This is a genomic window from Phycisphaeraceae bacterium, assembly GCA_015709595.1.
GTDB lineage: Bacteria > Planctomycetota > Phycisphaerae > Phycisphaerales > SM1A02 > CAADGA01.
On record CP054178.1, the window covers coordinates 2677475 to 2701960 of the forward strand.

The window sequence follows — 24486 nt, forward strand, 5'->3', positions numbered from 1 at the left end:
CTGCCGCCCAGTGCTCCGGCGCTTGGCCCCGTGGAACAGCCGTGGAACCGCAGCCAGCGGCGGCCCCGGCCCGCCTGGCTTCCGCCGGCCGCAACGCCCTCCGACGCCGCCTCCCGCGGTGCGGTTCTTCCGACGTTCTCGCCTCCGGCCTCGATCACGCGGCGAGCCGTTGTTCACCGACGTGGATCGCCTGCAGGGCGGCGTATGCGGCGTACTTGTACAGTTCGCTGATGCTGGGGTAGTTGAAGCAGGCATTGATGAGGTAGTCGATGCCTTCTCCCGCGTGGATGATGCTCTGGGCGAGGTGAATGAGCTCGGTGGCCTGTTCGCCGACCATGGCGGCCCCAAGCAACCGGCGCGATGATCGATCGAAGACCAGTTTCAGCAGTCCTTCGTTGTCGCGGTACATGCGCCCGCGCGCGTTGAGGCGGTAGGGGGCCTTGCCGACGATGACCTCGTGACCCTGCTTGGCGGCCTCCTGCTCGCCCAGCCCCACCATGGCGACAGGCGGGATGGTGTACAGCCCGATGGGGAAGGTGCGGGCGACCTCTCGCTTGAAGTGAAGCCCGAACATGTGGCAAGCCGCGACGCGCCCCTGCTCCATCGACACCGACGTGAGCGAGGGCGGACCGATCACGTCGCCGGCGGCATAGATGGACGGCACGCTGGTGCGGAACGTGCCATCGACTGCCAGCAGGCCGCGCTTGTCAGGGATCAGCCCCACGTTCTCCAGTCCGATGTCGCGGGTATTGCCGGAGCGCCCAGCGGCCCACAGCAGCACGTCGAACGACTCGGCGCGCCTGGTCGAGTCGGTGACCAGCACGCCGCCGACCTTGGATTCCGACACCGACTGCACGGCGGTGTTGAGGCGCACGTCGATCTCCGCGCCGCGCATGGAGCGCAGCAGCACGTCGCGGCAGTCGCCGTCGATGAATGGCAGGATCGACTCGCGCGGTTCGAAGAGGGTCACGGCCACGCCGATCTCGGCGAAGATGCTGGCGTATTCGCAACCGATGACGCCGCCGCCCACGATAGCCAGCGAGCGGGGCATGTGCTCAAGCTCGAGGATGCCGTCGGCGTCCACCACGCCCGGCAGGTGGAAGGGGATGTGCTCGGGACGCACCGGCGACGAGCCGGTGGCGACGAGGATGAAGTCGGCGCTCAGCCGCGCGGTTGGGCCGTCGTCGCGGGTCACTTCGATCGTGTGCGGATCGACGATGCGTCCGTGGCCGTTCACCACGGTGATGCCGTGCCGGTCGAAGGAGGATTCGATGCGGTCGTGCTCCTCCTGCTGAATCAGGTGTCGCTGGGCCATGAATCCGGCGATGGAGAGGTGGCCGCCGAACTCCACGCGAAGTCCCGGGATGGGTCGGCGTCGGAAGGCGGAGCACATGACGGCGGTTTCGCGCAGGGCCTTGGACGGGATGGTGCCGGTGTTGACCATGGCCCCGCCCGGGGCGTGGGCGCGCTCAATGACGGCGACGCGGCGTCCGAAATACGCCGCCTGCGTGGCGGCCTTCTCGCCCGCCGGTCCGCAGCCGAGACAGATCAGGTCGTATCGATCCATGTGGTGCAGATCGACCAGATTCACATCTCGGGTTAGCCCCGGGTTCGGCGCGGCGCTACCGGGGCGGATTCCCCTTCAGCGGCACGAGCAGGAGCCGCATGACGATGACCGCCGCGATGACCGCCCCCAGCCCCCAGCTCTTATGGGGCGTGAGGATGAGGAAGACCAGCGAGCCGAGCAGCAGCACGCCCGACAGACCGTATCGCCACCCCGTCACCGGGGGTTCTTCCGCAGGTAGTCCTCCAGCATGCCGGTCTGCCAGGCGCAGAAGATGAACTGGTCGGCAGCGTCGCGGATACGCAGCGACAGGGGCTTGCCCTGCCCGTGGCCGCCTTCGCGGTCGACCCAGAGCAGGATGGGCTTCGTCTCGTGGTCGTTGGCGGCGAGCGCCTGCATCCTGGCCACCATCTTGCGGGCATGGTTGGGGTGAACGCGGTTGTCGTTCTCACCCGCGGTGAAGAGCACCGCCGGATACTTCACGCCCGGCTTGATGTTGTGGTAGGGCGAGTAGCGGCGCAGCCACTGGAAGTGGGTGGGGTCATCCGGCGAGCCGTACTCGGGAATCCAGAACTTCGCCATCAGGAAGTGGTGGTATCGCAGCATGTCCAGCAGGGGCACCGCAGAGATGGCCGCGGCGAACAGGTCAGGCCGCTGCGTCACCGCCACGCCCGTGAGCAGACCGCCGTTGGATCCGCCCTGGCAGGCGAGCCGCTCGGGCCTGGTGTAGCCGTTGGCGATGAGGTATTCCGCTGCGGCGTAGAAGTCGTCGAAGACGTTCTGCTTGTTCTCGAGCATGCCGGCGCGGTGCCAGTCCTCGCCGTACTCGCTGCCGCCTCGAAGGTTGGCGACGGCGTAGACGCCGCCCATCTCGAACCAGGGGAAGCGCGTGGGCGTGAACGAGGGCGTCAGGGAGATGTTGAAGCCGCCGTAGCCATAGAGGATGCAGGGGTTCTCGCCGTTGAGGACCAGCCCCTTCTTATGCACGATGAACATGGGCACGCGCGTGCCATCCCTGGAGGCGAAGAAAACCTGCTTCACCTCGACCGTGGAGGGATCAACGGGAACTTCCGGTCTCGCCCACAGGGCGAGTTGCGGCCTCGGCTCCGCCAGGTCGAGCCGATAGATCGACGGCGGGGTATTGAAGCTCGTGAAGGTCAGGAACGCCTCGGTGCGGTCATCGCGGGTGACGATGCCCGCCGTGCCGATGCCGGGCAGGGCGATCTCGCCCAGCGACTTGCCCGAATAGGTGAACTGCTCCAGTCGGCTGGTGGCGTCCACCTGGTACGAGGCCACCATGCGGCCTCGCGCCTGGCTGACGCTCTGCAGCACGGCGTCCTTGCGCTCGGGCAGAATCAGCGTCCAGTTCTCCCGCGCGGGATTATTCAGATCAACCGCGTACAGACAGCCGTTGGGCGCGTTGAGCGTGGTGAAGAGGTAGAGCGTGTCCCCCTGCACGAATTCGGCCTCGAAGCGCGCATCCAGACCCACGGCGATCGGCACACGGTCGATCTCGCCCGTTCGCCGCCATTGGTCGGCGTCGAACACCAGGACTTCCTGCTTGGCCCAGCCCTCGAAGATGGAGATGACCACCCAGCGTCCATCGCGGGTGATGCTGGCGCTGGGAATGCGGCTGGGTGCGTCCTGGCGCAGGATTTCGGAATCCTGCCGATGGTGCGTCCCCAGCAGGTGCATCTTGTAGACGCGGGAGTAGGCGTCCTTGGGATTCTCCAGCATGCCGTAGGTGAAGCCGGTGTTGTCCGCCAGCCAGCCGGTGAAGACCACCTTGCCCTGGATCTCATCCGCCAGCCAGCGCCCGCTGGTCACGTCCATGACGTAGAGCACGGTCATCTCGTCGCCAGCGTGGGAGAGCCCGAAGGCGAGCAGCGAGCCGTCCTCGCTGGGGACGAACCAGTCGAGCGCGTACAAACCCTTCTCATCGAGCGTGTTGGGGTTGAGCAGAACGCGAGGCGTGCCGTCATGCCCTTCGCGCAGGTAGAGAACCGCCTGGTTCTCCGTTCCCTTGCGCTCGGTGTAGAAGTAGCGGTCGCCGCGCATCGAGGGAGCGGAGACCGTGCCGATCGACATGAGTTCGGCGAGTCGGGCCTCGATGTCCTTGCGGGCGGGCAGCCGATCGAGAACGGATCGGGTGTGGTCGTTCTGCGCGGTGGTCCAGGCGCGAACCTCCTCACTCTCGCTTTCAAGCGGCTCGAGCCAGCGGTATTCATCGACGATGCGATGGCCGTGCATCTCGTCGGTCACGGGCCGCTGTTCGGTGGCGGGGGGGCCGGCAAGGGTCAGCGGCGCGATGGCGAGAGCGGAAGCGGCGAGGAGCAGTCGCATGATGAACTCCGGGTGTTTCAGTGGCACGGGCGTCCCCGCCCGTCAACTTTTTGATCGGTGGCGCAGGCGTCCCCGCCTGCGATCGGTGAGTCGGGCTCAACGCCCGATTCACTGATGCGATGCCGGGGGATGATACCGTAGCCGGCGTGCGACGCTGCATCGCCCCTCGCGGTGACGATCTTGGGTCGGGCGGCTGTGTCGGTGTCGGCATTGTTCGACCGGCCATTGAGGCCGGTCGGATGATGGCAGACGGGACGCCTGCGCCACCGTGTGGGATTCTCACGCCGCGCCCACGATGTCCGGCAACTGATCCATCCCCTCGGTCAGGTCGCGGGGGCCGGACTCGGTCACCATCACATCCGCCTCGTAGTGAACCGCCAGCGAGCCGTCGGCGGTGAAGATGGGCCACTCGCGACCGACGGACACGGTCTGAGAGGTTCCGCGTGCGATCATCGGCTCCACCGCCAGCAGCAGGCCGGGCTGCATGATGAGGTCCGAATCGGGCCACTCGCCGGGGTATCGCGGCAGGATGTTGGACACGAAGGGCGGGCCGTGCAGTTTGCGGCCGTAGCCGTGTCCGCCCAGTCCCTGCACCAGGTGAAAGCCGCACTCCTTCTCCACGTAGGGCTGCACCGCGGCGGCCCAGTCTGAAAGTCGATGACCGGGTCGCAGCGCGGCGATGCCACGCCGCAAGGACTCACGCCCGCACCGCATGAGCGCCATCGCCTCATCGGTGGCGTGGCCGATGGCGTACGTCCACGCGGCGTCGCCGATGAAGCCCTGGTGACGAACGCCGATGTCGATGGAGAACACATCACCCGGTTTGAGCGGAGGCAGGCGCATGGTGTGCGTCCCATGCACGATGCAGTGATTGAGCGACAGGCAGGCGTGGCTGGGAAAGGGTGGATGCCCTCGAATCTTGTAGTGCAGAAAGCAACTGCGGCAGTTGAGGTCCGCCAGCGTGCGACCCACGAAGGAGTCAACTTCCGGCAGCGTGAGACCGGGCCGCAGAAACTCCACGAGCCGCTCGTGCGTCCGCACCACGCACTGGGCGGCGGCGGCCGCGGCGTCCACATCGATCATGCTGGTCACGACCATGATGCGTCGATAGTACGATGAATCGCGGGAAAGTCGATGGGGAAACAATCGCGGCGCCGCGTTCCGAGCCGCGCGTGGATCGTGCCAGACCACCGACCATTACTCGACGGGCTGTTGAGACCCGGTGAGTGATCGCAGGCGAGACGCCCGCGCCACTGGACGCCCGCGCCACTGCAAACAAGTCATCAACCCGGTTCGACGGCGCAGGCGTCGTCGAATCGATCGAGAATCAGGTGGCCATCGACGATGACCACGCGCGGACCAGGCGCGGCCACCTCGAACGCCAGCTCCCGCTCATCCGTGGCGTCGAGGATCTGGATGTCCGCGCGCTTGCCCGGCTCGAGCGAACCGACCTCGTCGTCCAGCCGCAGCACGCAGGCGGCGTTGTAGGTGGCGGCGGTAATGGCTTCCGCGGGCGCGAGCCGCAGGTGGCGGCACGCCAGCGCGATGATGAACGGCATCGACGAGGTGGGAGATGAGCCAGGGTTGCAGTTGGTGGCGATGGCCAGCGCGCCCCCGGCATCCACCAGCGCACGGGCTGGGGCGTAGCGACCGTTGAGGTGGAAGCCGCAGCCCGGCAGCGCCACCGCCATGGTGCCGCTGCGGGCCAGCATCTCCAGGTCGCGGGGCGTGGTCGCTTCCAGGTGATCCACGCTCACCGCGCCCATGTCCACCGCCAGTCGAGCGGCGCCCAGGGAGTGGAACTGATCGGCGTGGACGCGGATGGGGCAGCCCAGCGCCGCCGCCTCCTCGAAGTACCGCCTCGTCTCGTCCAGCGACCAGGCGCCTTCCTCGCAGAAGGCGTCGGCGGTGATGCCCGGAAACTCCTGGGCCGCGGCCCGCAGCGTGACGTTGATGGTCTCCTCGACGAAGTCAGGCCGGTCGCGGTCGATGGCGTGTGCGCCGAGAAACGTCGGGATGACTCGAAGCGGCGTGCGCGAGGCCGCCTCGCGGATCGCCCGCAGCATCTTGATTTCATCCTCCGGGGTCAGCCCGTATCCGGATTTCACTTCGACCGTCGCCGTGCCCATGTGGGCCATGCGCTCCAGCCGATGGAGCAGCGACTCGGCCAACTCGTGCTGGGCCGCCTGACGCACCGCGCGCACCGTGGACATGATGCCCCCCCCCGCGCGAAGAATGTCGAGGTAGTCGGTGCCGGCGATCTTCATTTCGAACTCATCCAGCCGGTCGCCCGCCCAGCAGGCGTGGGTGTGGCAGTCCACGAAGGCGGGCATGACCACGCGATGGCGGGCGTCGATGATCGCCCCGGCGCGCTGCAGCAGATGGGGCGGGGGGTCGCCGGTTCCGATGTCGGCGATGCGTTCTCGATCCAGTCGAATCCAGCCGTGCGGGATCACGCCCAGGTCGCGCAGGTCGCGGCCTCTTCGCGGGCCGGATGGACCGGCCAGCGTCAGCAGCCGCGCGCGGTGGATGAGCATGCCGTTCATTCCGTGCTCCGGGTGGCGAAACCCGCCACGAAGGACAGGAACAGACGCGCCGCCAGCCGCGCGGTGCGCCCGTCGGAGTCGTAGGTCGGGTTCAGCTCCATGATGTCAAAGGACCGGACGCGTCGGTCGGCTCCGGCGCGGAAGGCGGCGTCGTCCGCCTGCCGCGCGCTCATCCCCACGGGATTGATCGCGCTCACGCCCGGGGCTTCAGCGCTCGACACGGCGTCGAGGTCGAATGAGACGAACAGGTGCTCGCCGTGGATCGACTCGGGCGTGGAATCGTGCGTGAATCCGCCGTGCGTGCGGAACCACTCCACGTGCTCGCGCGAGTTGGCGAAGGGGTCCAGTCCCACCACGTGCAGTTCCCGGCAGGTGGTGTCCAGCCGAATCCTGCGGAACGGCATGCCCGAACCGGGCTCCTCGCGGACATCCAGGTGCGCGTCGTAGTACAGGCCGACGATGTGGGGGTGCTTCGCGGTCACCGCGCGAATCACCGGCCACGTGAGGTCGTGTCCGCCTCCGACGCAGACCGGCGTCAGACCCAGGTCGAGCAGTTCCGCAACGCGCCGGGTGACGGCGTCGTGCGTGTGTTCGAGTGATGATCTTGGCTGCACGTCGCCCGCGTCGAACACGCCCACCGACGCCGGGTCGATGCGGGTCGGCCCGTGATAGTTGGCGCCGTAGCGCACCAGGGCCCGGCGGAAAGCGGCCGGACCGTCCCGCGCCCCCAGCCGCCCGTGGTTCAGCCCCACCCCGGTGTCGTCCGGAAGACCGAGCAAGGCGATGGCGCAGCCCTCGGGAGACGCGGTGCGGATCTCCGCGGCAAAGCGACCGGGCCGGGCGGCGGCGTACGGATGGTCGTTCTCGGCCATGACACGGGGCTCCGAATGGCCACGCAGGGAGCGAACCTCGCCGAGCGTCGCGCATAGCATAGTGCGTTCACCCGCTGGGGCGCGGCCTCGGCGGCGCGATTCGCCCCGGTCAGTTCCCTCCACGTCCGACAGCCATGCCCACGTACGTCTACGCCATCGTGAACCCCGACGGGACGGACGGCGACACGTTCGAGATCGTGCAGCGCATGTCCGACCCCGCCCTGACCAGACATCCTGACACGGGCCAGCCCGTCCGCCGCGTGCCCACCAGGCCGATCATTCCCGGTGCGGGGTCGGATCATCACACCCGGAAACTGCTGAGCGACAAGAACCTCCATTCGATGGGGTTCACGAAGTATCAGAAGTCAGGCGACGGGTACTACGAGAAGAAGGCCGGTCAGGGGCCGAATGTGATATCGGCCAACGATTGAAAATGTGAAGGGATCGCAGGCGAGACGTCCGCGCCGCCACGTTTGCGCCACTGGCGGGCGGACTGGATGTGCTCGCCCCCCGTCATTGGTCGGGCGATCTACACTGGCCCATGGAGATGACACCCGAGCGATGGGCATTCACCGCCGCATACCTGCGCGAGGTGTTCGGCGATCAGGACGATCACCTCGCGGGCCTGATGTGCGAGGCGACTGCCGCCGGGCTGCCGGACATCGCGGTGAGCGCGGACGTGGGGCGGCTGCTGATGCTGCTCACCTCGCTGGCGGGGGCGCGGGTGGCGATCGAGGTCGGCACGCTGGCGGGGTACTCCGGCATCTGGATCGCCCGCGGACTGGCGCCGGGCGGTCGGCTCATCACCATCGAGTACGAGCCGAAGCATGCGAACTTCGCCAGGCGGCAGTTCGAGCGAGCCGGGGTGTCCGACCGGGTGGACCTGCGCGTGGGCGCGGCCCTGAACGTGTTGCCGACGCTGGCCAAGGAACTCGGTCCGGCGTCGGTAGACGTGGTATTCCTTGACGCGGTGAAAACCGAGTACCCGGCATACTGGGAGATCGTGCGTCCGATGATCCGACCGGGCGGGCTGATTCTGGCCGACAACGTGCTGGGCGGCGGATCGTGGTGGATCGACAACGCTGGCGAGCCGTCGCGCGACGCCGCGGACCGGTTCAACCGGCTGGTGGCCGGCGATCCGCACTTCGAGGCGGTGGCGGTTCCGCTGCGCGAGGGTGTGCTCATCGGCCGCCGCGTACGGTAACGGCGTGACCGACCCGATCGCGTCGCGAGCGCGCCTCTCACTGGACGCGCTTCAGCAGATCCTCCACGCAGGCCTTGAGCTGGGCGTCGTGGTCGCGTGATTCGTCCTCCGGCGTCTGGTGGATCACGATGTCCGGCATGGCCCCGTTGTTCTCCATGTCGGTGCCGTCGGGCAGGTACCACCCGCGGAAGGGCGTGCGCACCGACGTGCCGTCGATGAGCGACGCGGCGCCCGTAGAGATGACGCCACCGTAGGTCTGCTGTCCTACCAGCGTGCCGCGCTTGAGCGTCTTGAAGGCGTGCGAGACGATTTCCGCGTTGGAGAAACTCTTCTCGTTGCACATCATGTTCACGGGCCTGATATACCGCTGGATATAGAGACGGTCCTGCGGGTAACCGTCGGTGACGGAGGAGTCGGCTCCGCGCGGCACGGTGTAGGCGTGCGGCTGGACCATGATGGACGACAGCACCAGGTCGGCGGTGGAGCCGCCTCCGTTGTTGCGCACGTCGATGATGAGCCCCAGCCGCCCTTCCGCCGCGGCGTAGAGATCGCGTTCGAACTCATTGAGCGACGGCGCGTTCATGCCTCGGATGTGCAGGTAGCCCAGTTTGCCCCCGGACCACTCGTGAACAAGCTGCTGATTGCGCCGCTGCCAGGCATCGTATTGCAGGTCCACTTCCGCCCCGGCGCTGACGGGCGTCAGCAGAAGGCGAAGATTGGTCGCCGCCCCGTCCTCGCCGGTGCGACTGACGTCGATCGCCGTCTCCTGACCCACGCGACCCGTCAGGCGGGCTTCAAGTGTGTCGAGGGGCGCGACCGGCTCGAAGTCGATGCCGGTGATGATGTCCCCTATGCGCAGCGCCATCGGTCCTTCCGCCGCGGGAGAGCGGGGAATCACGTGGGTCACGCGGAAGCCGTTGTCCACGACCTCGTATCGCACGCCCAGCCGCCCCTGCGCCTCCCGGATGGGCGAGGGCGTGCCCGGCGAGTTGACGCCCAGGTGCGAGCCGTTCAACTCGCCCAGCAGGTACGCCGCCACGTAATTGAACTCATCCGCCGTGCGCGACTGACGGGCCAGCGCCAGGTACTTCGTCGTCAGGCCTTCCCAGTCGAGATCCTTCATGGTGGGGTGGTAGAAGACCTCGCCGAGAATGCGGGCCGCTTCGCGGAACTTCTGATCCGCCTGCTGCTGCAGGTCGATGCGCATGCGGTCGCTGATGTCGATGTACTCGACTGACCCGCCGTTGACCGGAACCATGCCGGCGCGCCCGCCATCGACGAACACCACCTTGTCGCCCGTCACGGTGAGATGCTGCACCGACACGCTGGAGTGGAGGCGCTTCTGGTCGCTGCCGTCCCACTTGATGGAGAAAAGCCCGCTGGTCTCGCCCGAGGAGGTGAAGACCAGCCGGTCGCCCGCGGGCGTGATCTCCAGGTTGCGCTCACTGCCCCCGATGTTGGACGCACGACGGAGGCGCAGGTAGGCGTCGTCCGTGTCGTAGGTGCGCCCCGCGGGAGGATCGGCGGGCTTGTCCGAGATCGCCAGCGGCTTGCGCTTCTTAGCCGCGTCGATCGCTTCCTTGAAGTATTTCTCCCGGTCCACCGGCGCCATGGCCTCGAGGTTCCGGTCGAGGAACACCATCCATACGTCGTATTCTTCGTTGAGACGCTCGGAGACGAAGGCCAGCACCTTGCCGTCAGCGCTCAGCCGGGGCTGCTCGTCGTTGTCGGGGTGCCGCGACAGGTTCACCGGAGGCGATGATCCGTCCGCCGGGGCCAGCCATACATCGGCATTGAAGTTGCGATCGTTGACGCTGTAGAGGATGTGCCTCGAATCATCGGTCCAGCGCCAGTCGATGGAGAAGTCCCACCCGGTGAGGAACGTGCGTTCATCTCCCGTCGTCAGATCGCGGATCACGATGTCGCCTCGTCCGCGGCGGAAGGACAGCCATCTCCCGTCCGGCGAGGGGCGCGGCGCCCGGTCATGCGCCGAGGTCACGACCACCGGCTCGATGGTGAAGGTGACCGCGTCATGCCACCGCGTCGCGGGGTCGGGCTTCTTCGGCTCCTCCTTCTTCGGCTCCTCTTTCCTGGGCTCCTCCTGGCCGGCCTGCTCACCCTGTCCAGCAGCGGCGCCTTCCGAAGGCGGGTCGGCGGCGGGTTTCGACTCTTCAACGGGAGCGGCGGGCCTTGGCCTGGCGGCTTCGTCAAAGGACGCCTTGATCTCGCCGCGCGTCACCGCCACGGTGGCGGCGTAGATGCTTTCTGTCCCGTCGCTGTCGGACACGAAGTACAGACGCGAACCGTCGGGTGACCAGGCGATGTCCTTCTCTCGAGCGTGGCTGGCGGTCACGCGGCGGGTGGGACTCCCGGACTCCACGTTCCGCACGTACACCTCGCCATACGCCACCACCGCCATCACCTTGCCGTCCGGGCTGAGAGCGGCCTCGGAGACGCGGCGATCCACCGTGAGGAGCTGAATGTTGTCCGACTCGTCCTCGCCGGCCGTGATCGTGAGCGGCCTGGGTTCGGCGTTCTGATTGCGCAGGTCGAGGGTGTAGAGCGTGTCCCACGCGACGAGAACCGCCGTGGCGCCGTCGGCGGCGACATCGTAATCCCAGATGTCGCGGTCCTGAAAGCTGGTGGCCCGCGCGAGGGCCCGCTCGCCGTCATCCGCGCTCATGCGGAAGAGGTTGACGCAGCCGAAATCGCGATCGGAGAGGAAGTAGATGGTGCGTCCAGCGCCCCACAGCGCCTTGCCGTCGTTGCCGTCGTACGTGGTGAGCTGCGTAAAGGCGCCGTTGGATCGGTTGAACGTCCACACATTTCGGTTGTCCGGCCCGCGATAGCCGCGTCGTGACCAGGCCGACCCGCCCCGCGTGAAGGCGACAGTGGACCCGTCCGCGCTCTGCGACGGTTCGGCGCCGAAGGCGTCATGCACGCGCCGGAGCGCCCCGCCCTCCGTGGGCACCATGTAGGGGCGCGGCGCACGGTACACGTCGCCCTCGATCGATCCCTCGAAGAACAGCACCTCGCGTCCGGCGTCGTCCGTGCCGAAGCCGGTCAGCGACACCGGGCGATCCAGACGCAGCACCTGGCGCACGCCGGTGCCGTCGGCGTTCATGATGAAGAGATTGCGGTCGCCGGTTCGGTTGGATTCAAAGGCGATGCGCTTTCCGTCGCGGCTCCAGGCGCTGCGGGTGTCGTCGGCGGGGTGGGCGGTCAGACGCAGCGCGTGGCCGCCGGAACTGCCGACCTTCCACAGGTCCCCGCGCCAGGAAAACACGATCTCGCGCCCGTCTGGACTGATCGAGGGGTAGCGGGGCAGGTCCACGTTGCCATTCGCGGCCGAAGCCGGCGCGGCGGACATCGACACCATCAGCACCATCAGCCACGTCGCAGGAGCACGCCGCATGTCATCTCTCCATCCAGACCGGTCAAAGGGCTCAGCCGGGTCCATGACCCGCCGTCGGGCCGCGTCCGTCACCATACGCCAGGTGCGGGCCGTATTCACCCGGTTCAAAGAGGTGAATCGCCTCAGGTTGCACTGAAAAGACGATCTCATCGCCGGGCCGGGCGTGATGCGCCGCATCCACGCGTGCGATCAGGCGCTGCCCGCTTCGGAGGTCGCAGTACAGATCCTGCCGGTCGCCGAGCGGCTCCACCACGCGCACGACGGCGCGAATCGCCCACTCCCCTGATGCGACGTCCGGCACGGCGGCCGATGCGCCGGCGGCGTTGGGTCTGAGCGTCTCGGGCCGCACGCCAAGCACCGCCTCGCGGTTGAGGAAGTGCAGCGTATGGTTGCGCAGACCCGGAGGAACGGGAAGCCGCAGGTCGCCATCCGCAATGAAAGCCAGTTCTCCGTCGCAGCGTTCGATGCGACCGTTGATGAAGTTCATGGGCGGCAGGCCGACGAAGCCGGCCACGAATCGGTTGATGGGCCGTCGATAGACCTCCAGCGGCGGAGCGAACTGCTGGATGCGGCCCTCGGCCATCACCGCGATGCGGTCGCCGAGGGTCATGGCCTCCTCCTGATCGTGCGTCACATAGATTGTGGTGGTGCGCAGTCGCTGGTGGAGGTGCTTGAGTTCCGCCCGCGTCTGGAGGCGCAGCTTCACGTCCAGGTTGGAAAGCGGTTCGTCGAAGAGGAAGCACGCCGGCTCGCGCACGATGGCCCGGCCCACGGCCGCCCGCTGCCGCTGGCCGCCCGAGAGGGCCCGTGGCCTGCGATGCAGCAGGTCGGTCAATCCGAGCATCGCCGCCGTTTCACGCACGCGACGGTCGATCTCCGTCTTTGGCGTGCGCTGCAGTTTCAGGGCGAAGGCCATGTTCTGATACACCGTCATGTGCGGGTACAGGGCGTAGTTCTGGAACACCATGGCGATGTTCCGGTCCTTGGGATGCACGTCGTTGACGACGCGTCCGTCGATCGACACCGAGCCGCTGGTGACGCTCTCCAGCCCGGCGATCATGCGCAGGGTGGTGGACTTGCCGCAGCCGGACGGGCCGACAAGGACCACGAACTCGCCGTCGGCCGCCGCCAGGTTGACGCGGCGCACGGCCTCCACCCCGCCGGGATAGGTCTTGGTGACGTTGTCGAGCGTGACGGTGGCCATGAGTCGATGGGGGTATGCGGTCAGGCGATGTCGCGCGACACAGCATAGCGGATGGATCGATGGACCGTAGCGGTTATGCGGGCGAAGTCGAACATGCAGGGCTGGAATCGTCGACCAGGAGCCATGCGCGGGTCGGAACTCGCCGATCAAGAATGCCTCTGTCGTCTTGTGGAGGGCACGCCGATGCAGAACCGCCCGAATGCCGCCGAACGTCTCCGCCCCTTCATCCAGGCCATGGAACGTTGCATTGATCAGGCCAGGAGTCGTCGCGTGGTGGGCGGTCGGCCGAACTTCGCCCCGTCGCCGGGACGCCAGCCCCAGGTCGCCGAGCAGGTGACCGCGCCGGCCGGCGAACCGATCCGCGTCAAGGCAAGACCGAAGCGCGATCTCATTCGCCCCTGAGCGGTGCGTCGAGGCGTCGCCGCCGGAACTTCTTCACCAGCCCGCGCACTTCAACCAGACTCCGTCGGTTCGCGCGGCCTCCAATGAACCGGGACGGCGAATCCACCGATTTACAGCAGGATCACACCTTGCCGCCGTGCGGGCGTTTCGCCGCACCGGGCGTGATGGGAGCATTCGCGCCATGTGGAACCCGTTTGCACGAAAGGAACGCGAGCAGGATGACGCCGCGGTCGGGTCCGTCGAGGCGGGGTCGTCCAGCCGCCCCCGGGGACACGCGGAGATCGCCGAAGTTGAGCACATCGGCGCTACCGCGGTGATCACGCTCACGGTGACCGAGTTGACGGGGGTCGAGGCGGCGGAGCGGCTCACGGAGCTGCTTGATCAGCTGGCCGCCGCCGGCTCGATGAACTTCATCCTCGACGTTCAGAACGTGCAGCACATGGACTCCGCATGCCTGGGCACGCTGGTCAAGTCGTTCCGGGCGCTGGATTCGATCGGCGGACGCATCGCGCTGGTCAATGCCGACCGCAGCGTGCAGTATCTCTTCAAGCTCACCAAGCTGGACCGCGTGTTCCCGATCTGCGTGGACGTGATGACGGCGCTGAACGTCATCGAGCGCGCCGCAACGCGGGCCGCGGGTTGATTCTCGCCCATCGGCGACTCAATTCGATCGCCGGACGCGCCGACGCCTGGTTCAGGACGCCGCCGCCTCGGCGGGCGTTTCCTCCAGCCGGGTCAGTCCGCGGCGCTGGTCGCGCAGACGACGCGACTTGCCCACCCGCTCGCGCAGGTAGTACAGCTTGGCCCGGCGGGCGTCGCCGCGGCGGACCACCTCGATCTGGGCGATGCGGGGCGAGTGCAGCGGGAAGATGCGCTCCACGCCTTCGTTGGCCACGATGCGGCGCACCGTGATGGTTTCATTCACGCCCCGACCCTTGCGACCGATGAGCACGCCCTGGTAGACCTGGATGCGCTCCTTGTCGCCTTCCACGATGCGCACGTGGACGTTGAGCGTGTCGCCGATCGTGAACGAGGGAATGTCGCTCTTGAGCTGCGACTGGACGACGGACTCGACGATGGCCTGCTTGTTCATGATCGGTCTCTCGTGACGAAAGGCGGAGGGAAGTTCAACAGAAGACGATGGCGGCGTCGAGCAGATCGGGACGCCGATCGCGCGTTCGCTCCAGTCGTTGCCGGTCGCGCCATTGATCCACGGCGGCGTGGTCGCCGCTCAGAAGCACGTCGGGCGCCGCGCGTCCGCGCCACTCGCGCGGGCGGGTGTAGTGAGGACAGTCGAGCAGTCGTCGCCCGTGCTCGCCCGCCCGGGAGAAGGAATCCTGCGAGGCCGAGTCGGCGTGCCCCAGGGCGCCGGGAAGCAGCCGCACCACCGCGTCGACCAGCAGCATGGCGGGCAGCTCCCCCCCGGAGACGACGAAATCACCCACGCTGACCTGCAGCGGGTCAAGTTCCTCGATGACGCGCTCGTCGATGCCTTCATAGTGCCCCGCGATCAGAAGCAGCCGGGGCCTCGATGCGAGTTCCTCGACCAGTTCCTGCGTGAGCGGGCGACCCTGCGGGGTCAGCAGCACGCGCGTGGCGGGCCGGGGGTCGCGGGCTTCCACGGCGGTGACCGCGTCATACACCGGCTGGCACATCATCACCATGCCGGGACCGCCGCCGAACGGACGATCATCCACGCGGTTGTGCTTGTCCTGCGTGAAGTCGCGGATGTTGGTGACGTGATACTCCACCACGCCCGAACTCGCCGCGCGGCCGAGGATGCTGGCGCTCAGGACGCCATGAAACATCTCGGGAAAGAGCGTCAGGATGTCGATGCGAAGGGACATCGTTTCGCACTCGAAAACGCGCCGCGGAACGCGGGTGAGGCGGGTGAACGCCGTCGAGGGAGTGGTCAGGAGGCGGCGATCTTCTTGCCGGGCGTCGGGTCGCAGCCGACCTTCTTGAGCAGGTTGGCCACCGTCTCGCTGGGCTGCGCGCCCACGCTGAGCCAGTAATCCACCCGGGCCACGTTGATCTGCAGCTGCTTGTCCGGCGCCGCGCCCGGATCGTACCAGCCGAGCTGCTCGATCACCCGCCCGTCGCGGGGCGCTCGCTTGTCCATCGCGTTGAGACGGAAGAAGGGCTGATGCGTGCGGCCCATGCGCTTCAGACGCAGAACAACCATGCCGTGCTCCTTTCAAGTGCCCGCCTCGCCCGACACGGGCGGCGGGGGCGGGAACCGGGCCAGCGTCGTCAGCCGGGTCGTGCGCCACCGCTTGGGCGGACAGATGGGGAACGTGACGATAGGCGTGGGGCCGGGCGGATCAAGAGGGTTGACCCGCGGGAAACGGAATCAGAGCGACATCTGAGCCGTCACCCCGGCAGCAGGTCCACCACGAACTGGGTGTAGGCCCGCGTCGCCTCCAGCGCCCCGAGGAACAGCCACACGCCCACCCCGCTGATGAACACCGCCAGCACGATGAAGAAACCGGCCATGACGAACTGGGGGTTCTGCATCCACTGATGCCAGCGGAATGAGATGCCGGACAGAATTCCCGACCCGTCCAGGGGAGGGATGGGCAGCAGGTTCAGTCCCGCCAGGGCCAGGTTCAGAAATGCCCCCACGTGCAGGAAGTAGGTCATGTTCGGCCCCAGCGGGTCGGCCTGAGACCCGTATCGTGTCCACAGGGCCAGGGCGAACCCCGCGAGAAGGAACAGGACAATGTTCATCGCCGGTCCGGCGCCAGCCACCACGATGCGCCCTCGGCGCTTCCAGCGGTATTTGCTCGGGTCCGTGGGCATGAGACCCCAGGCGATGCCGATCAGGGCGAACATCATCAGTGACATCGGCCCCATGTGGACGAGGGGGTTCCACGTCATGCGGTGGAGGCGTCGGGGGGTGTCGTCCCCCTGCCACAGGGCCGCCCAGCCGTGCGCCAGTTCGTGCAGGACGATCGAAAAGATCACCCAGAACGCCCAGCTCACGACGCCGGCCGCGCCCTGATTCTGGTACACGTCGTGGACCCACCATCCGCCCATGGCGCGAGTTTCCGCGACCGGAGGCGGCCGCCGTTGTCCGTATCAGGATTTCTCGTACACCACCGTCATCAGCACGTCGGAGGGGGCGAACTGCCGGTCACCCATGGACCCGCCCGGCTGCTGTCGAAGCGTCTGCGGGGCGATGTTGCCGAAGATGTTGAGCACCCTCAGGTTCTGGTTGTCGCGCAGCCAGGCGTTGACTTCATCCTGCAGCTGGGACAGTTCGGTCTCGATGCCCTTGAACAGCTTGATCTGATGCACGGTCGGTTCCTTGGGGGCGGTGGATTCGGGAAAGCGGCATCTTCGCCTGAAGTCGGGCTTGGGGCAAGTCCCGGACGGGCGAACGGGACGCGGACCTACGCCGCGCCTGCCTTGGATTTGACGTCAGGCGCGTACCCCAACTGCACCAGGCGGGCCAGCGGACCGCGCGGCTGATCCTTCATCGCCTCCACCTTGCGGGCGGCTTCAGGGTTGGCGTAGGTGTTGAAGATCATGGCCTTGATGGTGCCCCACATGCCGCCGAACGATGAAAACGTGTGGTTGACGGCGGTTGGCTCGTACCCGCAATGCACCATGCACTGCTGGCACCTGGGGTTGCCGGAGGCCCGGCCGTAGTTCGACCATTCCGTCTCGCGGATCAACTCCTCGAACGTGTCGGCGTAGCCCTCCTGCAGCAGGTAGCAGGGCTTCTGCCAGCCGAAGATGTTGTAGCAGGGGTTGCCCCAGGGCGTGCATTCATAGTCGCGCCGGCCCATGAGAAACTCGAGGAACAAGGGACTCTGGTTGAATCGCCAGCCCTTGCGGCGGTTGGAGAGCACCATCTCGAAGAGTTCGTTGGTCTCGCGTCGCTTGAGAAAGTGCTTCTGATCCGGCGCCTTCTCGTAGGCGTAGCCGGGGCTGACCATCATGCCCTCGACGCCCAGGGTCATCATCTCGTCGAAGAACTCGCGCACGGCGACGGGGTCGGCCCCTTCGAACAGCGTGGTGTTGGTGGTGACGCGGAAGCCGCGCTTCACCGCCTCGCGGATGCCCGCGAGCGCGGTCTGGAACGTGCCCTCGCGGCAGACGGCGAAGTCATGCTCCTCCTCCGACCCGTCCATGTGAACCGAGAAGGTCAGGTACTTGCTGGGCGTAAACAGCCCTTCCTCCAGTTTCTCCTTGAGCAGCAGCGCGTTGGTGCAGAGGTAGATGTACTTGCGGCGTCGGACCAGTTCACGGACCAGATCGGCGATGTGGGGATAGAGCAGCGGCTCGCCGCCGGGGATCGACACCATTGGCGCTCCGCATTCATCCACCGCCTTGAGGCACTCCTCGACGGTCAGGTGCCGCTTGAGCACGTGGGCGGGATACTGGATCTTGCCGCACCCGGCGCAGGCCAAGTTGCAGCGGAAGAGCGGCTCGAGCATCAGGACCAGCGGGTAGTGCCGACGTCGTCGCAGGCGCTGCCCCAGCACGTAGGTCGCTACGGTCCACATCTGGGAAATCGGTACACCCATGCTGGTTCTCGGAAGTCGGTCTGGTTCGCGCCCTAGGCAACCCGGGTGCGCGGGTGGTGAACCTTGCCTGTCTTGACAGGTGCTCCACCGTGCGGGCGGGATTGTACCGGCATTCGGCGCTTCCGCGAGGTCGGCGCGATCCAATGTCCATCGAGCGTCGTAGCAGAACCATGAATCTGCCGCGCCTGTCGCGCCATCATGCCGTCAGCCGAATGCTCCCGTGGAGCAGCCCCCGGGATACGATGTGGACCCGGGGCATCGGCATGGCGGACTTCGAGGACAGCCGGACGGACGAGGAACTGCTCGACGACTACTGTCGAGGCGATGACGCCGCCTTCGAAGCCCTGGTCCGGCGCTACCGCAATGAACTGTTCCACTTCCTGATCCGATTCCTCGGCTCGCGGGCGGCTGCGGAGGACGTGTTCCAGGAGACGTTCCTCCAGATTCATCTTTCGGCGCGTTCGTTCGATGTGGAGCGCCGCTTCAAGCCGTGGTTGTTCACCATCGCCGCCAACAAGGCGCGGGACTATCACCGCAAGAGCAACCGACGGGCGGCGCTCTCGCTCACCGGAGGCGAGCAGGAGGAGCGGGGAGGGTCGTACATCGACCTGCTCGACGCCGAACTGCCTCGCCCGGAGGAGCCGATCCTCGACAGTGAGCGCAGCCGGCTGGTGAAGAGCGTGGTGGATTCGCTGCCCGCGCCGCTGCGGGAAATCCTGGTGCTCTCGTACTTCCAGCGGCTGAGTTACAACCAGATCGCCGACTCGCTGGCCATTCCCCTGGGGACCGTGAAGAGCCGTCTGCACAGCGCGGTGGCGGCCTTCGCGCGGGCCTGGCGGGCGGCACGCGTGCATGACAAGGAAACGCCATGACCGACCGCAACGACCCGAACAACCCCTTGTCGCCCGAAGATGCCCGCCTGCTTGATGCGCTGGTGGAGTGCAACTTTGACCGCAACGCCCTCGAGGGGTTGAACGCCTCCGACCGTGCTCGTGTTGACGCCTTGATGGCCACCTTCGGTCTGCTGGAGGATTACCCCGTCGCCGACGCCGAGGAAGTGCTGGTGCATGCCACGCTGGCCAGGGTCCGCCGGGCTCGTTCTCGCCGCACGCTGGAGCCGGCGTCCGATCGCACTGGCTGGCGATTCCGCGTACCGGACGTGCTGTCGATGGCGGCGCTGGTCCTTATCGGCGTGAGCGTGGCCTGGCCGATTCTCGGCGCCGTGCGCGCCCGCTCGATCGACGCCCGGTGCGTGGCGAACCTCCGCGCGCTGGGTACGGGCTTCTCGATGTACGCCAACGAACACGAAGGCCGGGTGCCCATCGCCATGGCGGGCTTCGGCAGCGGAGCGGCCGCGGCGTTCTGGATTGATCCTGTTCCGGTGGCCCAGGCGGGGTACTGCGAGCACGGGCACCTCAACTGTCCAGGACACGATCATGGCATGGGATACAGCCGCCAGGTGCTGCCCGGCCACGCCCGCGTGGCCTGGCTGACCGGGCCCAGCCGGGCCGTGATGGGCGACCGCAACCCGGTCATCGACGCACGGGAGAACGCCGTCTTCGCCGATCCATTCACCAACTCCGGCAACCACCGTGGGCGCGGCCAGAACGTGCTGATGCTCGACGGATCGACGCCCTGGCTCGACAAACCGCTGGTGGACGCCGACGACAACATCTGGCTGATTCGCGGGCGCAGCTCGCACGAGCCCGGCGCCGTGCCGGAGAACGAGCGGGATACGTTCCTGGCGCACTGACCGGATCATTCGTCGGTTCCCTGCGTCTTCCGACGGTCCGACCGATTGACGCCTGTCGGTGGGGGGCTATCCTTCCCTCCCCCCGAAACGGGGAGACAGGTGCATCCGCCATGCCGAAGAACAAGTCGCACAAGGGCCTGCTCAAGCGCATCCGCGTCTCCAAGAGCGGCCTCGTCAAGGTCGGTCGCGCCTATGCGCGCCACCTCAAGAGCCACAAGCCAGCCGCCCTGGTGCGGCAGTACCGGCGAGGCAAGTACCTGACCTCATCCGAGGCCAAGCGTCTGAGCAACATGCTGCACACGCGGCTGCGGGGGATTGACGTGCCTCGACCGGCGCGCCGGCGTCGGGTCAAGGCCGAGACGACGTGAACTGATCTGACTCCATTCCCTGCCCGTCGGGATTCAAGCGCCGGCTGACGATCAGCCGGCCTCCGCCGGACGCCACGAGGAGGCATGACATGCCCCGTGTACGGAAAGGCGCGGCCCGCACCCAGGCCCGCCGCAAAATGCTCCGGGCCGCCCGCGGCTATTTCGGCACCAAGAGCCGTCATAAGCAGCAGGCCAAGGTGGCTCTCGTTCGGGCCGGCGTCAACGCCTACCGCGACCGTCGGCTCCGCAAGCGTGACTATCGCCGGCTGTGGATCACTCGCATCACCGCCGCCTGCCGCATGCGAGGCACGCGGTACAGCCGTTTCATGAACGGGCTGGCTCATGCCGGCATCCTGCTCAACCGCAAGATGCTCAGCGAGATCGCCATCAACGACCCCGCCACGTTCGACGCGCTGGTGAAGGTCGCCGAATCCAAGTCAACCGCTACGGCCGCGGCCTGAACCAGACCGTCGGGATCCCTTGCACGCATCGCCCGTTTCGGGTGAAATCACCCCCGCGGGCGGTCGGATCGGGAGGAGCCGGGCGGAGGATGGCGATGCTTTCGTTTTTCGGACAGGCGGTGCGTGCCTACAAAACCACGGGGGCCATCGCCCCCTCGGGTCCGGTGCTGGCTCGCGCCATGACGCGCGAACTGGAATCCCACGTCGGCCCCAAGCGCGTGCTGGAAGTCGGCCCCGGTGATGGCGCCTTCACACGCCGCATCCTCGAACTGCTCAACCCCGGCGACGTGTTTCACGTTGTGGAGATCAATCCGCGCTTCGCCCGCCTGATCGAGGAGAAGCGGCTGGCGCCGTTCCGGGCCAGGCATCCGGGCATCGAGGTGCGCCTGATCGTCGGCGCGATTCAGGAGGTCGAGCTGGAGGGCCAGTACGACTACGTCATCTGCGGCCTGCCCTTCAACATCTTCCCCCTGCACGTGGTGAGCGAAATCTTCCGACACATGATGGCCCACGTGAAGGAAGGCGGCGGCCTGACGTACTTTGAATACCTCGGCATGAAGGCCATCAAGATGCCGCTTCTGGGCCGGCGCGGACGCAAACGCCTCAAGCGACGCATCGCGCTGTGCAAGCTGCTCGATCGACGCTATCAGGGCACGCGCGACCTGGTGTGGCGCAATCTGCCTCCCGCCAACGCGGTTCACCTGCGCGGCCGCGCGGCGTGAAGACGGCAGCGCGGGCGTCCCCAATGTTGAGCAGCGCGAGCATCCCCCGGCGTTGAGTGGCACAGGCGTCCCCGCCTGTGGTCGCCGCTACCATGTGACATGGCTTTCATCAACGAGCACTATCTGAAGTTGAAGGCGGGGTATCTGTTTCCCGAGATCGCCCGGCGCGTGGACGCTTTCCTCGCCGCTCATCCCGATCGCAAGTCCCGGCTGATCCGCTGCGGCATCGGCGACGTCACCGAGCCGCTCCCGCCAGTCACCATCGAAGCCATGCACAAGGCCGTCGATGAAATGGCGAGGCGCGAGACATTCAAGGGCTACGGCCCACCCACGGGGTACGAGTCCGTCCGTCACGCCATCGCGCAGCATGACTTTCGCGACCGCGGAATCGACGTGGCGGATGACGAAGTGTTTCTCTCCGACGGCTCCAAGATCGACTGCTCGGCGATTCTGGACATTCTGGCGCCAGGCGACGAGAACGTCATCGCCGTCACCGACCCCGTGTACCCGGTGTACGTGGACTCGAACGTGATGGTGGGACACACCGGCCCGGCGGATGCCGAAGGTCGCTACGTCGGGCTGATCTACCTGCCTGCCACGCCCGCCAATGGCTTCGTGCCCGATCTGCCGCCGGAGGGGACGCGCGTCGACGTCATCTACCTCTGCTATCCCAACAACCCCACGGGCGGCACCATCACCCGGGAGCAGCTCACGCAGTGGGTGAACTACGCGCTGCAGCATGACTCGGTCATCCTGTACGACGCGGCGTACGAGGCGTACATCACCGATCCATCCCTGCCGCGCAGCGTCTTCGAGATTCCCGGGGCGCGAAGGTGCGCCATCGAGTTCCGCTCCTTCTCCAAGAACGGCGGCTTCACCGGGCTTCGCTGCGGCTATACGGTGGTCCCGAAGGACCTCACCGGCTCGACGAAGTCGGGTCAGCGCGTGGACCTGCACCGGCTCTGGTGGCGGCGCTGGTCCACCAAGAGCAACGGCGTCAGTTACCCCGTGCAGCGCGCCGCCGAGGCGCTCTACACCACGAACGGAACGAAGCAGGTGCGCGCCCTCATCGACCACTACCTCGGCAACGCCCGGCTGCTGCGACGGGCGTGCGAACAGGCCGGGCTCGAGGTCTACGGCGGGGTCAACGCCCCGTACGTGTGGGTGCGCTGTCCGGACGGTGTGGATTCATGGGCCATGTTCGATCGCATGCTCCACGAGGTGAACGTCGTCATCACGCCCGGCAGCGGGTTCGGGCGCATGGGCGAGGGGTTCTTCCGCGTCAGCGCGTTCAACAGCCGTGAGAACGTGGAGGAAGTGGCCCGAAGAATCGGTGCGATGGCGATGCAGATGGCGCCATCCGCCTGAGTTCATCGCCCGTGGGGCCGTCAGCGATCGGCGGCTGGCGTCAAAGAAAAACCGCACTGGCGGTATCGTCAGTGCGGTTTTCTGGAATGGCGAGAGCCGGACTTGAACCGGCGACACCCGCATTTTCAGTGCGGTGCTCTACCAACTGAGCTACCTCGCCCACAACCCGATGGGGCAAGGGCAACACTACCCGCCGGGGGGCCGGTGTCAAGCCGTGGCGGGTGAGTCGAGCCGGGTTCGATTCTCGTCGAGCCGGACTCCGGAGGATGCGCCGCGCTGCAAGGTCGGGCGTCGTGCCGCGCTGACCCGGGACCGTCGCGCTCAGATGCCGCCGACGTGCAGGTGGCGACGGAGAAACTCGATCATGGTCTTCCGCGTCCGCGGGTGGGTGGCCTGCAGTTCGTTGTGGACGCCGCCCGGGTAGAGGTGCAGTTCGGCTCGGTCGCCAGCCCTGGCTGCAAGCCGTCGGCCGTGTCCCGGCGGTACGATCGTGTCCGCCTCGCCGTGCAGGATCAGGACGGGGCCACGGTAGCGGTGCAGTGCGTCGTCCGGGCGCCGGTGATCGGCGATCAGCAGCCACGCAAGCCACCTGGCCAGAAAGAACGGCGGATCGCCCCCGATCGCCGTCGCCGCGGCGTTGCGCCAACTGTCAAACGGCGACTCCAGCACCAGGGCGGCGACTTCCATCCGGTCCGCCGCCACGTTGCACGCGATGGCGCCGCCCAGCGAGTGCCCGTACAAGGCGATGCGGGCGGGATCAACGTCCCGCCGTGCCAGCACCGTATCGAGCGCCGCGTGCGTGTCGGCGATCAATGCGTCGCGCGATCGGGCCGAACCCTCGCTCTGACCGTACCCACGATAGTCGAACAGGAAGACGTTGAACCCCGCGGGCGGCAGGTGCTCGGAGAAGAACTCGTGCCCCGGGAGGTTGCCCGCGTTGCCGTGAACGTGGATGACGGTGGGGGCGGGCGGGTCATCGGGACCATGCCCAGCGGCAGGCAACCACCAGCCGAACAGCCGCGTACCGTCGGCGGCGCGAAACCAGACGCCCTCCGCGCCGGTCGGGGGCGGCGTTGGTCCGCGCTGGGGGGCGTAGAAGAGTCGTTCCATGCAGCCGGTGAGCCGAAGGGTCACAAGGATGATGATGAGAAGGGCGACTCGCCTGCCTGCTTTCCAGCAGAGGCGGCGAATTCGGCTGGCCGGCGTCGGGGCCGGATCGGAGACGATCGCGGCGATGTCGCCGTGACGGGATCGTGGGTCGTCCCCAGGCAGCCAGGTCGGATTTGACGGCGGGATGGCGCCGGCCTTGACCCGACCGTGGGTGTTCCGGCCATCTCCGTCGTCCGTGCCCATTGGTGGACTCCACCCGAAGCCCGTCATCCCGCCTCGACCGCCGTGCGATCCGGGACTATCGTATGTGCTTGCCCGGCGGACCCGTGGATGTTTCCGTGGGAATGCTGGCGCGGTTCCCAACGAGGTGATGTGCCCCATGATTGAAGCGCTCAAGAGCGACGAGATCGTGAAAAAGGTCGGCGGCAAGTTCCGCCTCACAGCGCTGATTCAGCGGCGGCTGGTGGAACTGATCGAAGGCGCCCGCCCGCTGGTGGAGCGCAACGGCCGCACCGATCTGGAACTGGTGATCGAGGAGATCATGCAGGACAAGATCACGTTTGAAGAAGCGCCGAGCAGCGCCTCGAACAACTGACGCGCCCGCGGGGGGCGTCCGGAG

Annotated in this window: 26 protein-coding genes and 1 tRNA gene; 11 read left to right on the forward strand and 16 right to left on the reverse strand. The window is 67.1% G+C overall.

Features of this window, described 5'->3' with window-relative positions:
* Window positions 1–154: 154 nt before the first annotated feature.
* The 6 genes from sthA to HRU76_11370 form a co-directional block, all read right to left on the reverse strand.
* On the reverse strand, window positions 155–1567 hold the full coding sequence (gene sthA, locus HRU76_11345) for a Si-specific NAD(P)(+) transhydrogenase (GenBank protein QOJ18148.1): 1413 nt from the start codon (window positions 1565–1567) through the stop codon (window positions 155–157).
* Window positions 1568–1622: 55 nt separating this feature from the next.
* Window positions 1623–1784, reverse strand: a complete 162-nt coding sequence (locus HRU76_11350; GenBank protein QOJ18149.1) for a hypothetical protein — start codon at window positions 1782–1784, stop codon at window positions 1623–1625.
* Window positions 1781–3907, reverse strand: coding sequence for a S9 family peptidase (locus HRU76_11355; protein QOJ18150.1), 2127 nt, complete (start codon window positions 3905–3907; stop codon window positions 1781–1783). Before HRU76_11355 ends, HRU76_11350 begins: the two co-directional genes overlap by 4 nt.
* A gap of 279 nt (window positions 3908–4186) precedes the next feature.
* Window positions 4187–4999, reverse strand: a complete 813-nt coding sequence (gene map, locus HRU76_11360) for a type I methionyl aminopeptidase (protein ID QOJ18151.1) — start codon at window positions 4997–4999, stop codon at window positions 4187–4189.
* Between the two features lie 191 nt (window positions 5000–5190).
* Window positions 5191–6444 (reverse strand): imidazolonepropionase, encoded by a 1254-nt coding sequence (locus HRU76_11365; GenBank protein ID QOJ18152.1) that lies wholly within the window; start codon window positions 6442–6444, stop codon window positions 5191–5193.
* Between the two features lie 5 nt (window positions 6445–6449).
* Window positions 6450–7325: a formimidoylglutamase gene (locus HRU76_11370; GenBank protein ID QOJ18153.1), complete on the reverse strand. Its 876-nt coding sequence runs from the start codon at window positions 7323–7325 to the stop codon at window positions 6450–6452.
* Window positions 7326–7459: 134 nt separating this feature from the next.
* On the opposite strand from HRU76_11370, the gene HRU76_11375 reads away from it, so the two are divergent.
* On the forward strand, window positions 7460–7756 hold the full coding sequence (locus HRU76_11375) for an FmdB family transcriptional regulator (protein ID QOJ18154.1): 297 nt from the start codon (window positions 7460–7462) through the stop codon (window positions 7754–7756).
* A gap of 110 nt (window positions 7757–7866) precedes the next feature.
* Window positions 7867–8529, forward strand: a complete 663-nt coding sequence (locus HRU76_11380) for an O-methyltransferase (protein QOJ18155.1) — start codon at window positions 7867–7869, stop codon at window positions 8527–8529.
* Between the two features lie 37 nt (window positions 8530–8566).
* On the opposite strand, the gene HRU76_11385 is transcribed toward HRU76_11380, so the two are convergent.
* Both HRU76_11385 and ugpC read right to left on the reverse strand, forming a co-directional pair.
* Window positions 8567–11944: a PD40 domain-containing protein gene (locus tag HRU76_11385; GenBank protein QOJ18156.1), complete on the reverse strand. Its 3378-nt coding sequence runs from the start codon at window positions 11942–11944 to the stop codon at window positions 8567–8569.
* A gap of 31 nt (window positions 11945–11975) precedes the next feature.
* Entirely contained in the window at window positions 11976–13148 is a 1173-nt protein-coding gene (ugpC, locus tag HRU76_11390) for a sn-glycerol-3-phosphate ABC transporter ATP-binding protein UgpC (GenBank protein ID QOJ18157.1), read from the reverse strand.
* A 234-nt stretch (window positions 13149–13382) separates the two neighbouring features.
* Between ugpC and HRU76_11395 the strand changes: the two genes are divergently transcribed.
* Window positions 13383–13550 (forward strand): hypothetical protein, encoded by a 168-nt coding sequence (locus HRU76_11395; protein QOJ18158.1) that lies wholly within the window; start codon window positions 13383–13385, stop codon window positions 13548–13550.
* Between the two features lie 181 nt (window positions 13551–13731).
* Window positions 13732–14193 carry an STAS domain-containing protein gene (locus HRU76_11400; protein QOJ18159.1) on the forward strand — a complete coding sequence of 154 codons (462 nt, stop codon included), beginning with the start codon at window positions 13732–13734 and terminating at the stop codon, window positions 14191–14193.
* 51 nt (window positions 14194–14244) lie between these two features.
* Here HRU76_11400 and rplS read toward each other — a convergent pair whose 3' ends face one another.
* The 6 genes from rplS to hpnH all read right to left on the reverse strand — a co-directional run bounded on the left by rplS (window position 14245) and on the right by hpnH (window position 18085).
* The gene (rplS, locus tag HRU76_11405; protein QOJ18160.1) at window positions 14245–14643 is read right to left on the reverse strand and encodes a 50S ribosomal protein L19; all 399 of its coding nucleotides are present in this window, start codon (window positions 14641–14643) and stop codon (window positions 14245–14247) included.
* A 34-nt stretch (window positions 14644–14677) separates the two neighbouring features.
* Window positions 14678–15397, reverse strand: a complete 720-nt coding sequence (gene trmD, locus HRU76_11410; GenBank protein ID QOJ18161.1) for a tRNA (guanosine(37)-N1)-methyltransferase TrmD — start codon at window positions 15395–15397, stop codon at window positions 14678–14680.
* Window positions 15398–15462: 65 nt separating this feature from the next.
* Complete coding sequence (gene rpsP / locus HRU76_11415) at window positions 15463–15735, reverse strand: 30S ribosomal protein S16 (protein ID QOJ18162.1); 273 nt, start codon at window positions 15733–15735, stop codon at window positions 15463–15465.
* Window positions 15736–15923: 188 nt separating this feature from the next.
* Entirely contained in the window at window positions 15924–16589 is a 666-nt protein-coding gene (locus HRU76_11420; GenBank protein QOJ18163.1) for a site-2 protease family protein, read from the reverse strand.
* 42 nt (window positions 16590–16631) lie between these two features.
* The gene (locus HRU76_11425) at window positions 16632–16850 is read right to left on the reverse strand and encodes a hypothetical protein (GenBank protein QOJ18164.1); all 219 of its coding nucleotides are present in this window, start codon (window positions 16848–16850) and stop codon (window positions 16632–16634) included.
* 95 nt (window positions 16851–16945) lie between these two features.
* Window positions 16946–18085: an adenosyl-hopene transferase HpnH gene (hpnH, locus tag HRU76_11430; protein QOJ18165.1), complete on the reverse strand. Its 1140-nt coding sequence runs from the start codon at window positions 18083–18085 to the stop codon at window positions 16946–16948.
* Window positions 18086–18255: 170 nt separating this feature from the next.
* Between hpnH and HRU76_11435 the strand changes: the two genes are divergently transcribed.
* The 6 genes from HRU76_11435 to HRU76_11460 all read left to right on the forward strand — a co-directional run bounded on the left by HRU76_11435 (window position 18256) and on the right by HRU76_11460 (window position 22757).
* The gene (locus tag HRU76_11435) at window positions 18256–18957 is read left to right on the forward strand and encodes a sigma-70 family RNA polymerase sigma factor (protein ID QOJ18166.1); all 702 of its coding nucleotides are present in this window, start codon (window positions 18256–18258) and stop codon (window positions 18955–18957) included.
* The gene (locus tag HRU76_11440) at window positions 18954–19838 is read left to right on the forward strand and encodes a hypothetical protein (protein ID QOJ18167.1); all 885 of its coding nucleotides are present in this window, start codon (window positions 18954–18956) and stop codon (window positions 19836–19838) included. Before HRU76_11435 ends, HRU76_11440 begins: the two co-directional genes overlap by 4 nt.
* A 110-nt stretch (window positions 19839–19948) precedes the next feature.
* Complete coding sequence (locus HRU76_11445) at window positions 19949–20206, forward strand: 50S ribosomal protein L35 (GenBank protein ID QOJ18168.1); 258 nt, start codon at window positions 19949–19951, stop codon at window positions 20204–20206.
* 89 nt (window positions 20207–20295) lie between these two features.
* Window positions 20296–20667, forward strand: a complete 372-nt coding sequence (gene rplT / locus HRU76_11450; protein QOJ18169.1) for a 50S ribosomal protein L20 — start codon at window positions 20296–20298, stop codon at window positions 20665–20667.
* Between the two features lie 95 nt (window positions 20668–20762).
* Complete coding sequence (locus tag HRU76_11455; protein QOJ18170.1) at window positions 20763–21389, forward strand: methyltransferase domain-containing protein; 627 nt, start codon at window positions 20763–20765, stop codon at window positions 21387–21389.
* 99 nt (window positions 21390–21488) lie between these two features.
* Window positions 21489–22757 carry an LL-diaminopimelate aminotransferase gene (locus tag HRU76_11460; protein QOJ18171.1) on the forward strand — a complete coding sequence of 423 codons (1269 nt, stop codon included), beginning with the start codon at window positions 21489–21491 and terminating at the stop codon, window positions 22755–22757.
* Between the two features lie 87 nt (window positions 22758–22844).
* On the opposite strand, the gene HRU76_11465 is transcribed toward HRU76_11460, so the two are convergent.
* Window positions 22845–22917, reverse strand: a tRNA-Phe gene (locus tag HRU76_11465).
* 161 nt (window positions 22918–23078) lie between these two features.
* Window positions 23079–23867, reverse strand: a complete 789-nt coding sequence (locus tag HRU76_11470) for an alpha/beta fold hydrolase (GenBank protein ID QOJ18172.1) — start codon at window positions 23865–23867, stop codon at window positions 23079–23081.
* 379 nt (window positions 23868–24246) lie between these two features.
* Between HRU76_11470 and HRU76_11475 the strand changes: the two genes are divergently transcribed.
* On the forward strand, window positions 24247–24462 hold the full coding sequence (locus tag HRU76_11475; protein ID QOJ18173.1) for a DNA-directed RNA polymerase subunit omega: 216 nt from the start codon (window positions 24247–24249) through the stop codon (window positions 24460–24462).
* Window positions 24463–24486 lie beyond the last annotated feature (24 nt).

Coding starts and splice junctions, on each gene's coding strand:
- sthA (QOJ18148.1), bottom strand. CDS start 1,567: ATGGATCGATACGACCTGATCTGTCTCGGCTGCGGACCGGCGGGCGAG.
- HRU76_11355 (QOJ18150.1), bottom strand. CDS start 3,907: ATGCGACTGCTCCTCGCCGCTTCCGCTCTCGCCATCGCGCCGCTGACC.
- HRU76_11365 (QOJ18152.1), bottom strand. CDS start 6,444: ATGCTCATCCACCGCGCGCGGCTGCTGACGCTGGCCGGTCCATCCGGC.
- HRU76_11370 (QOJ18153.1), bottom strand. CDS start 7,325: ATGGCCGAGAACGACCATCCGTACGCCGCCGCCCGGCCCGGTCGCTTT.
- HRU76_11375 (QOJ18154.1), top strand. CDS start 7,460: ATGCCCACGTACGTCTACGCCATCGTGAACCCCGACGGGACGGACGGC.
- HRU76_11380 (QOJ18155.1), top strand. CDS start 7,867: ATGGAGATGACACCCGAGCGATGGGCATTCACCGCCGCATACCTGCGC.
- HRU76_11385 (QOJ18156.1), bottom strand. CDS start 11,944: ATGCGGCGTGCTCCTGCGACGTGGCTGATGGTGCTGATGGTGTCGATG.
- ugpC (QOJ18157.1), bottom strand. CDS start 13,148: ATGGCCACCGTCACGCTCGACAACGTCACCAAGACCTATCCCGGCGGG.
- HRU76_11395 (QOJ18158.1), top strand. CDS start 13,383: ATGGAACGTTGCATTGATCAGGCCAGGAGTCGTCGCGTGGTGGGCGGT.
- HRU76_11400 (QOJ18159.1), top strand. CDS start 13,732: ATGTGGAACCCGTTTGCACGAAAGGAACGCGAGCAGGATGACGCCGCG.
- rplS (QOJ18160.1), bottom strand. CDS start 14,643: ATGAACAAGCAGGCCATCGTCGAGTCCGTCGTCCAGTCGCAGCTCAAG.
- trmD (QOJ18161.1), bottom strand. CDS start 15,397: ATGTCCCTTCGCATCGACATCCTGACGCTCTTTCCCGAGATGTTTCAT.
- rpsP (QOJ18162.1), bottom strand. CDS start 15,735: ATGGTTGTTCTGCGTCTGAAGCGCATGGGCCGCACGCATCAGCCCTTC.
- HRU76_11420 (QOJ18163.1), bottom strand. CDS start 16,589: ATGGGCGGATGGTGGGTCCACGACGTGTACCAGAATCAGGGCGCGGCC.
- hpnH (QOJ18165.1), bottom strand. CDS start 18,085: ATGGGTGTACCGATTTCCCAGATGTGGACCGTAGCGACCTACGTGCTG.
- HRU76_11435 (QOJ18166.1), top strand. CDS start 18,256: ATGAATCTGCCGCGCCTGTCGCGCCATCATGCCGTCAGCCGAATGCTC.
- HRU76_11440 (QOJ18167.1), top strand. CDS start 18,954: ATGACCGACCGCAACGACCCGAACAACCCCTTGTCGCCCGAAGATGCC.
- HRU76_11445 (QOJ18168.1), top strand. CDS start 19,949: ATGCCGAAGAACAAGTCGCACAAGGGCCTGCTCAAGCGCATCCGCGTC.
- rplT (QOJ18169.1), top strand. CDS start 20,296: ATGCCCCGTGTACGGAAAGGCGCGGCCCGCACCCAGGCCCGCCGCAAA.
- HRU76_11455 (QOJ18170.1), top strand. CDS start 20,763: ATGCTTTCGTTTTTCGGACAGGCGGTGCGTGCCTACAAAACCACGGGG.
- HRU76_11460 (QOJ18171.1), top strand. CDS start 21,489: ATGGCTTTCATCAACGAGCACTATCTGAAGTTGAAGGCGGGGTATCTG.
- HRU76_11470 (QOJ18172.1), bottom strand. CDS start 23,867: ATGGAACGACTCTTCTACGCCCCCCAGCGCGGACCAACGCCGCCCCCG.
- HRU76_11475 (QOJ18173.1), top strand. CDS start 24,247: ATGATTGAAGCGCTCAAGAGCGACGAGATCGTGAAAAAGGTCGGCGGC.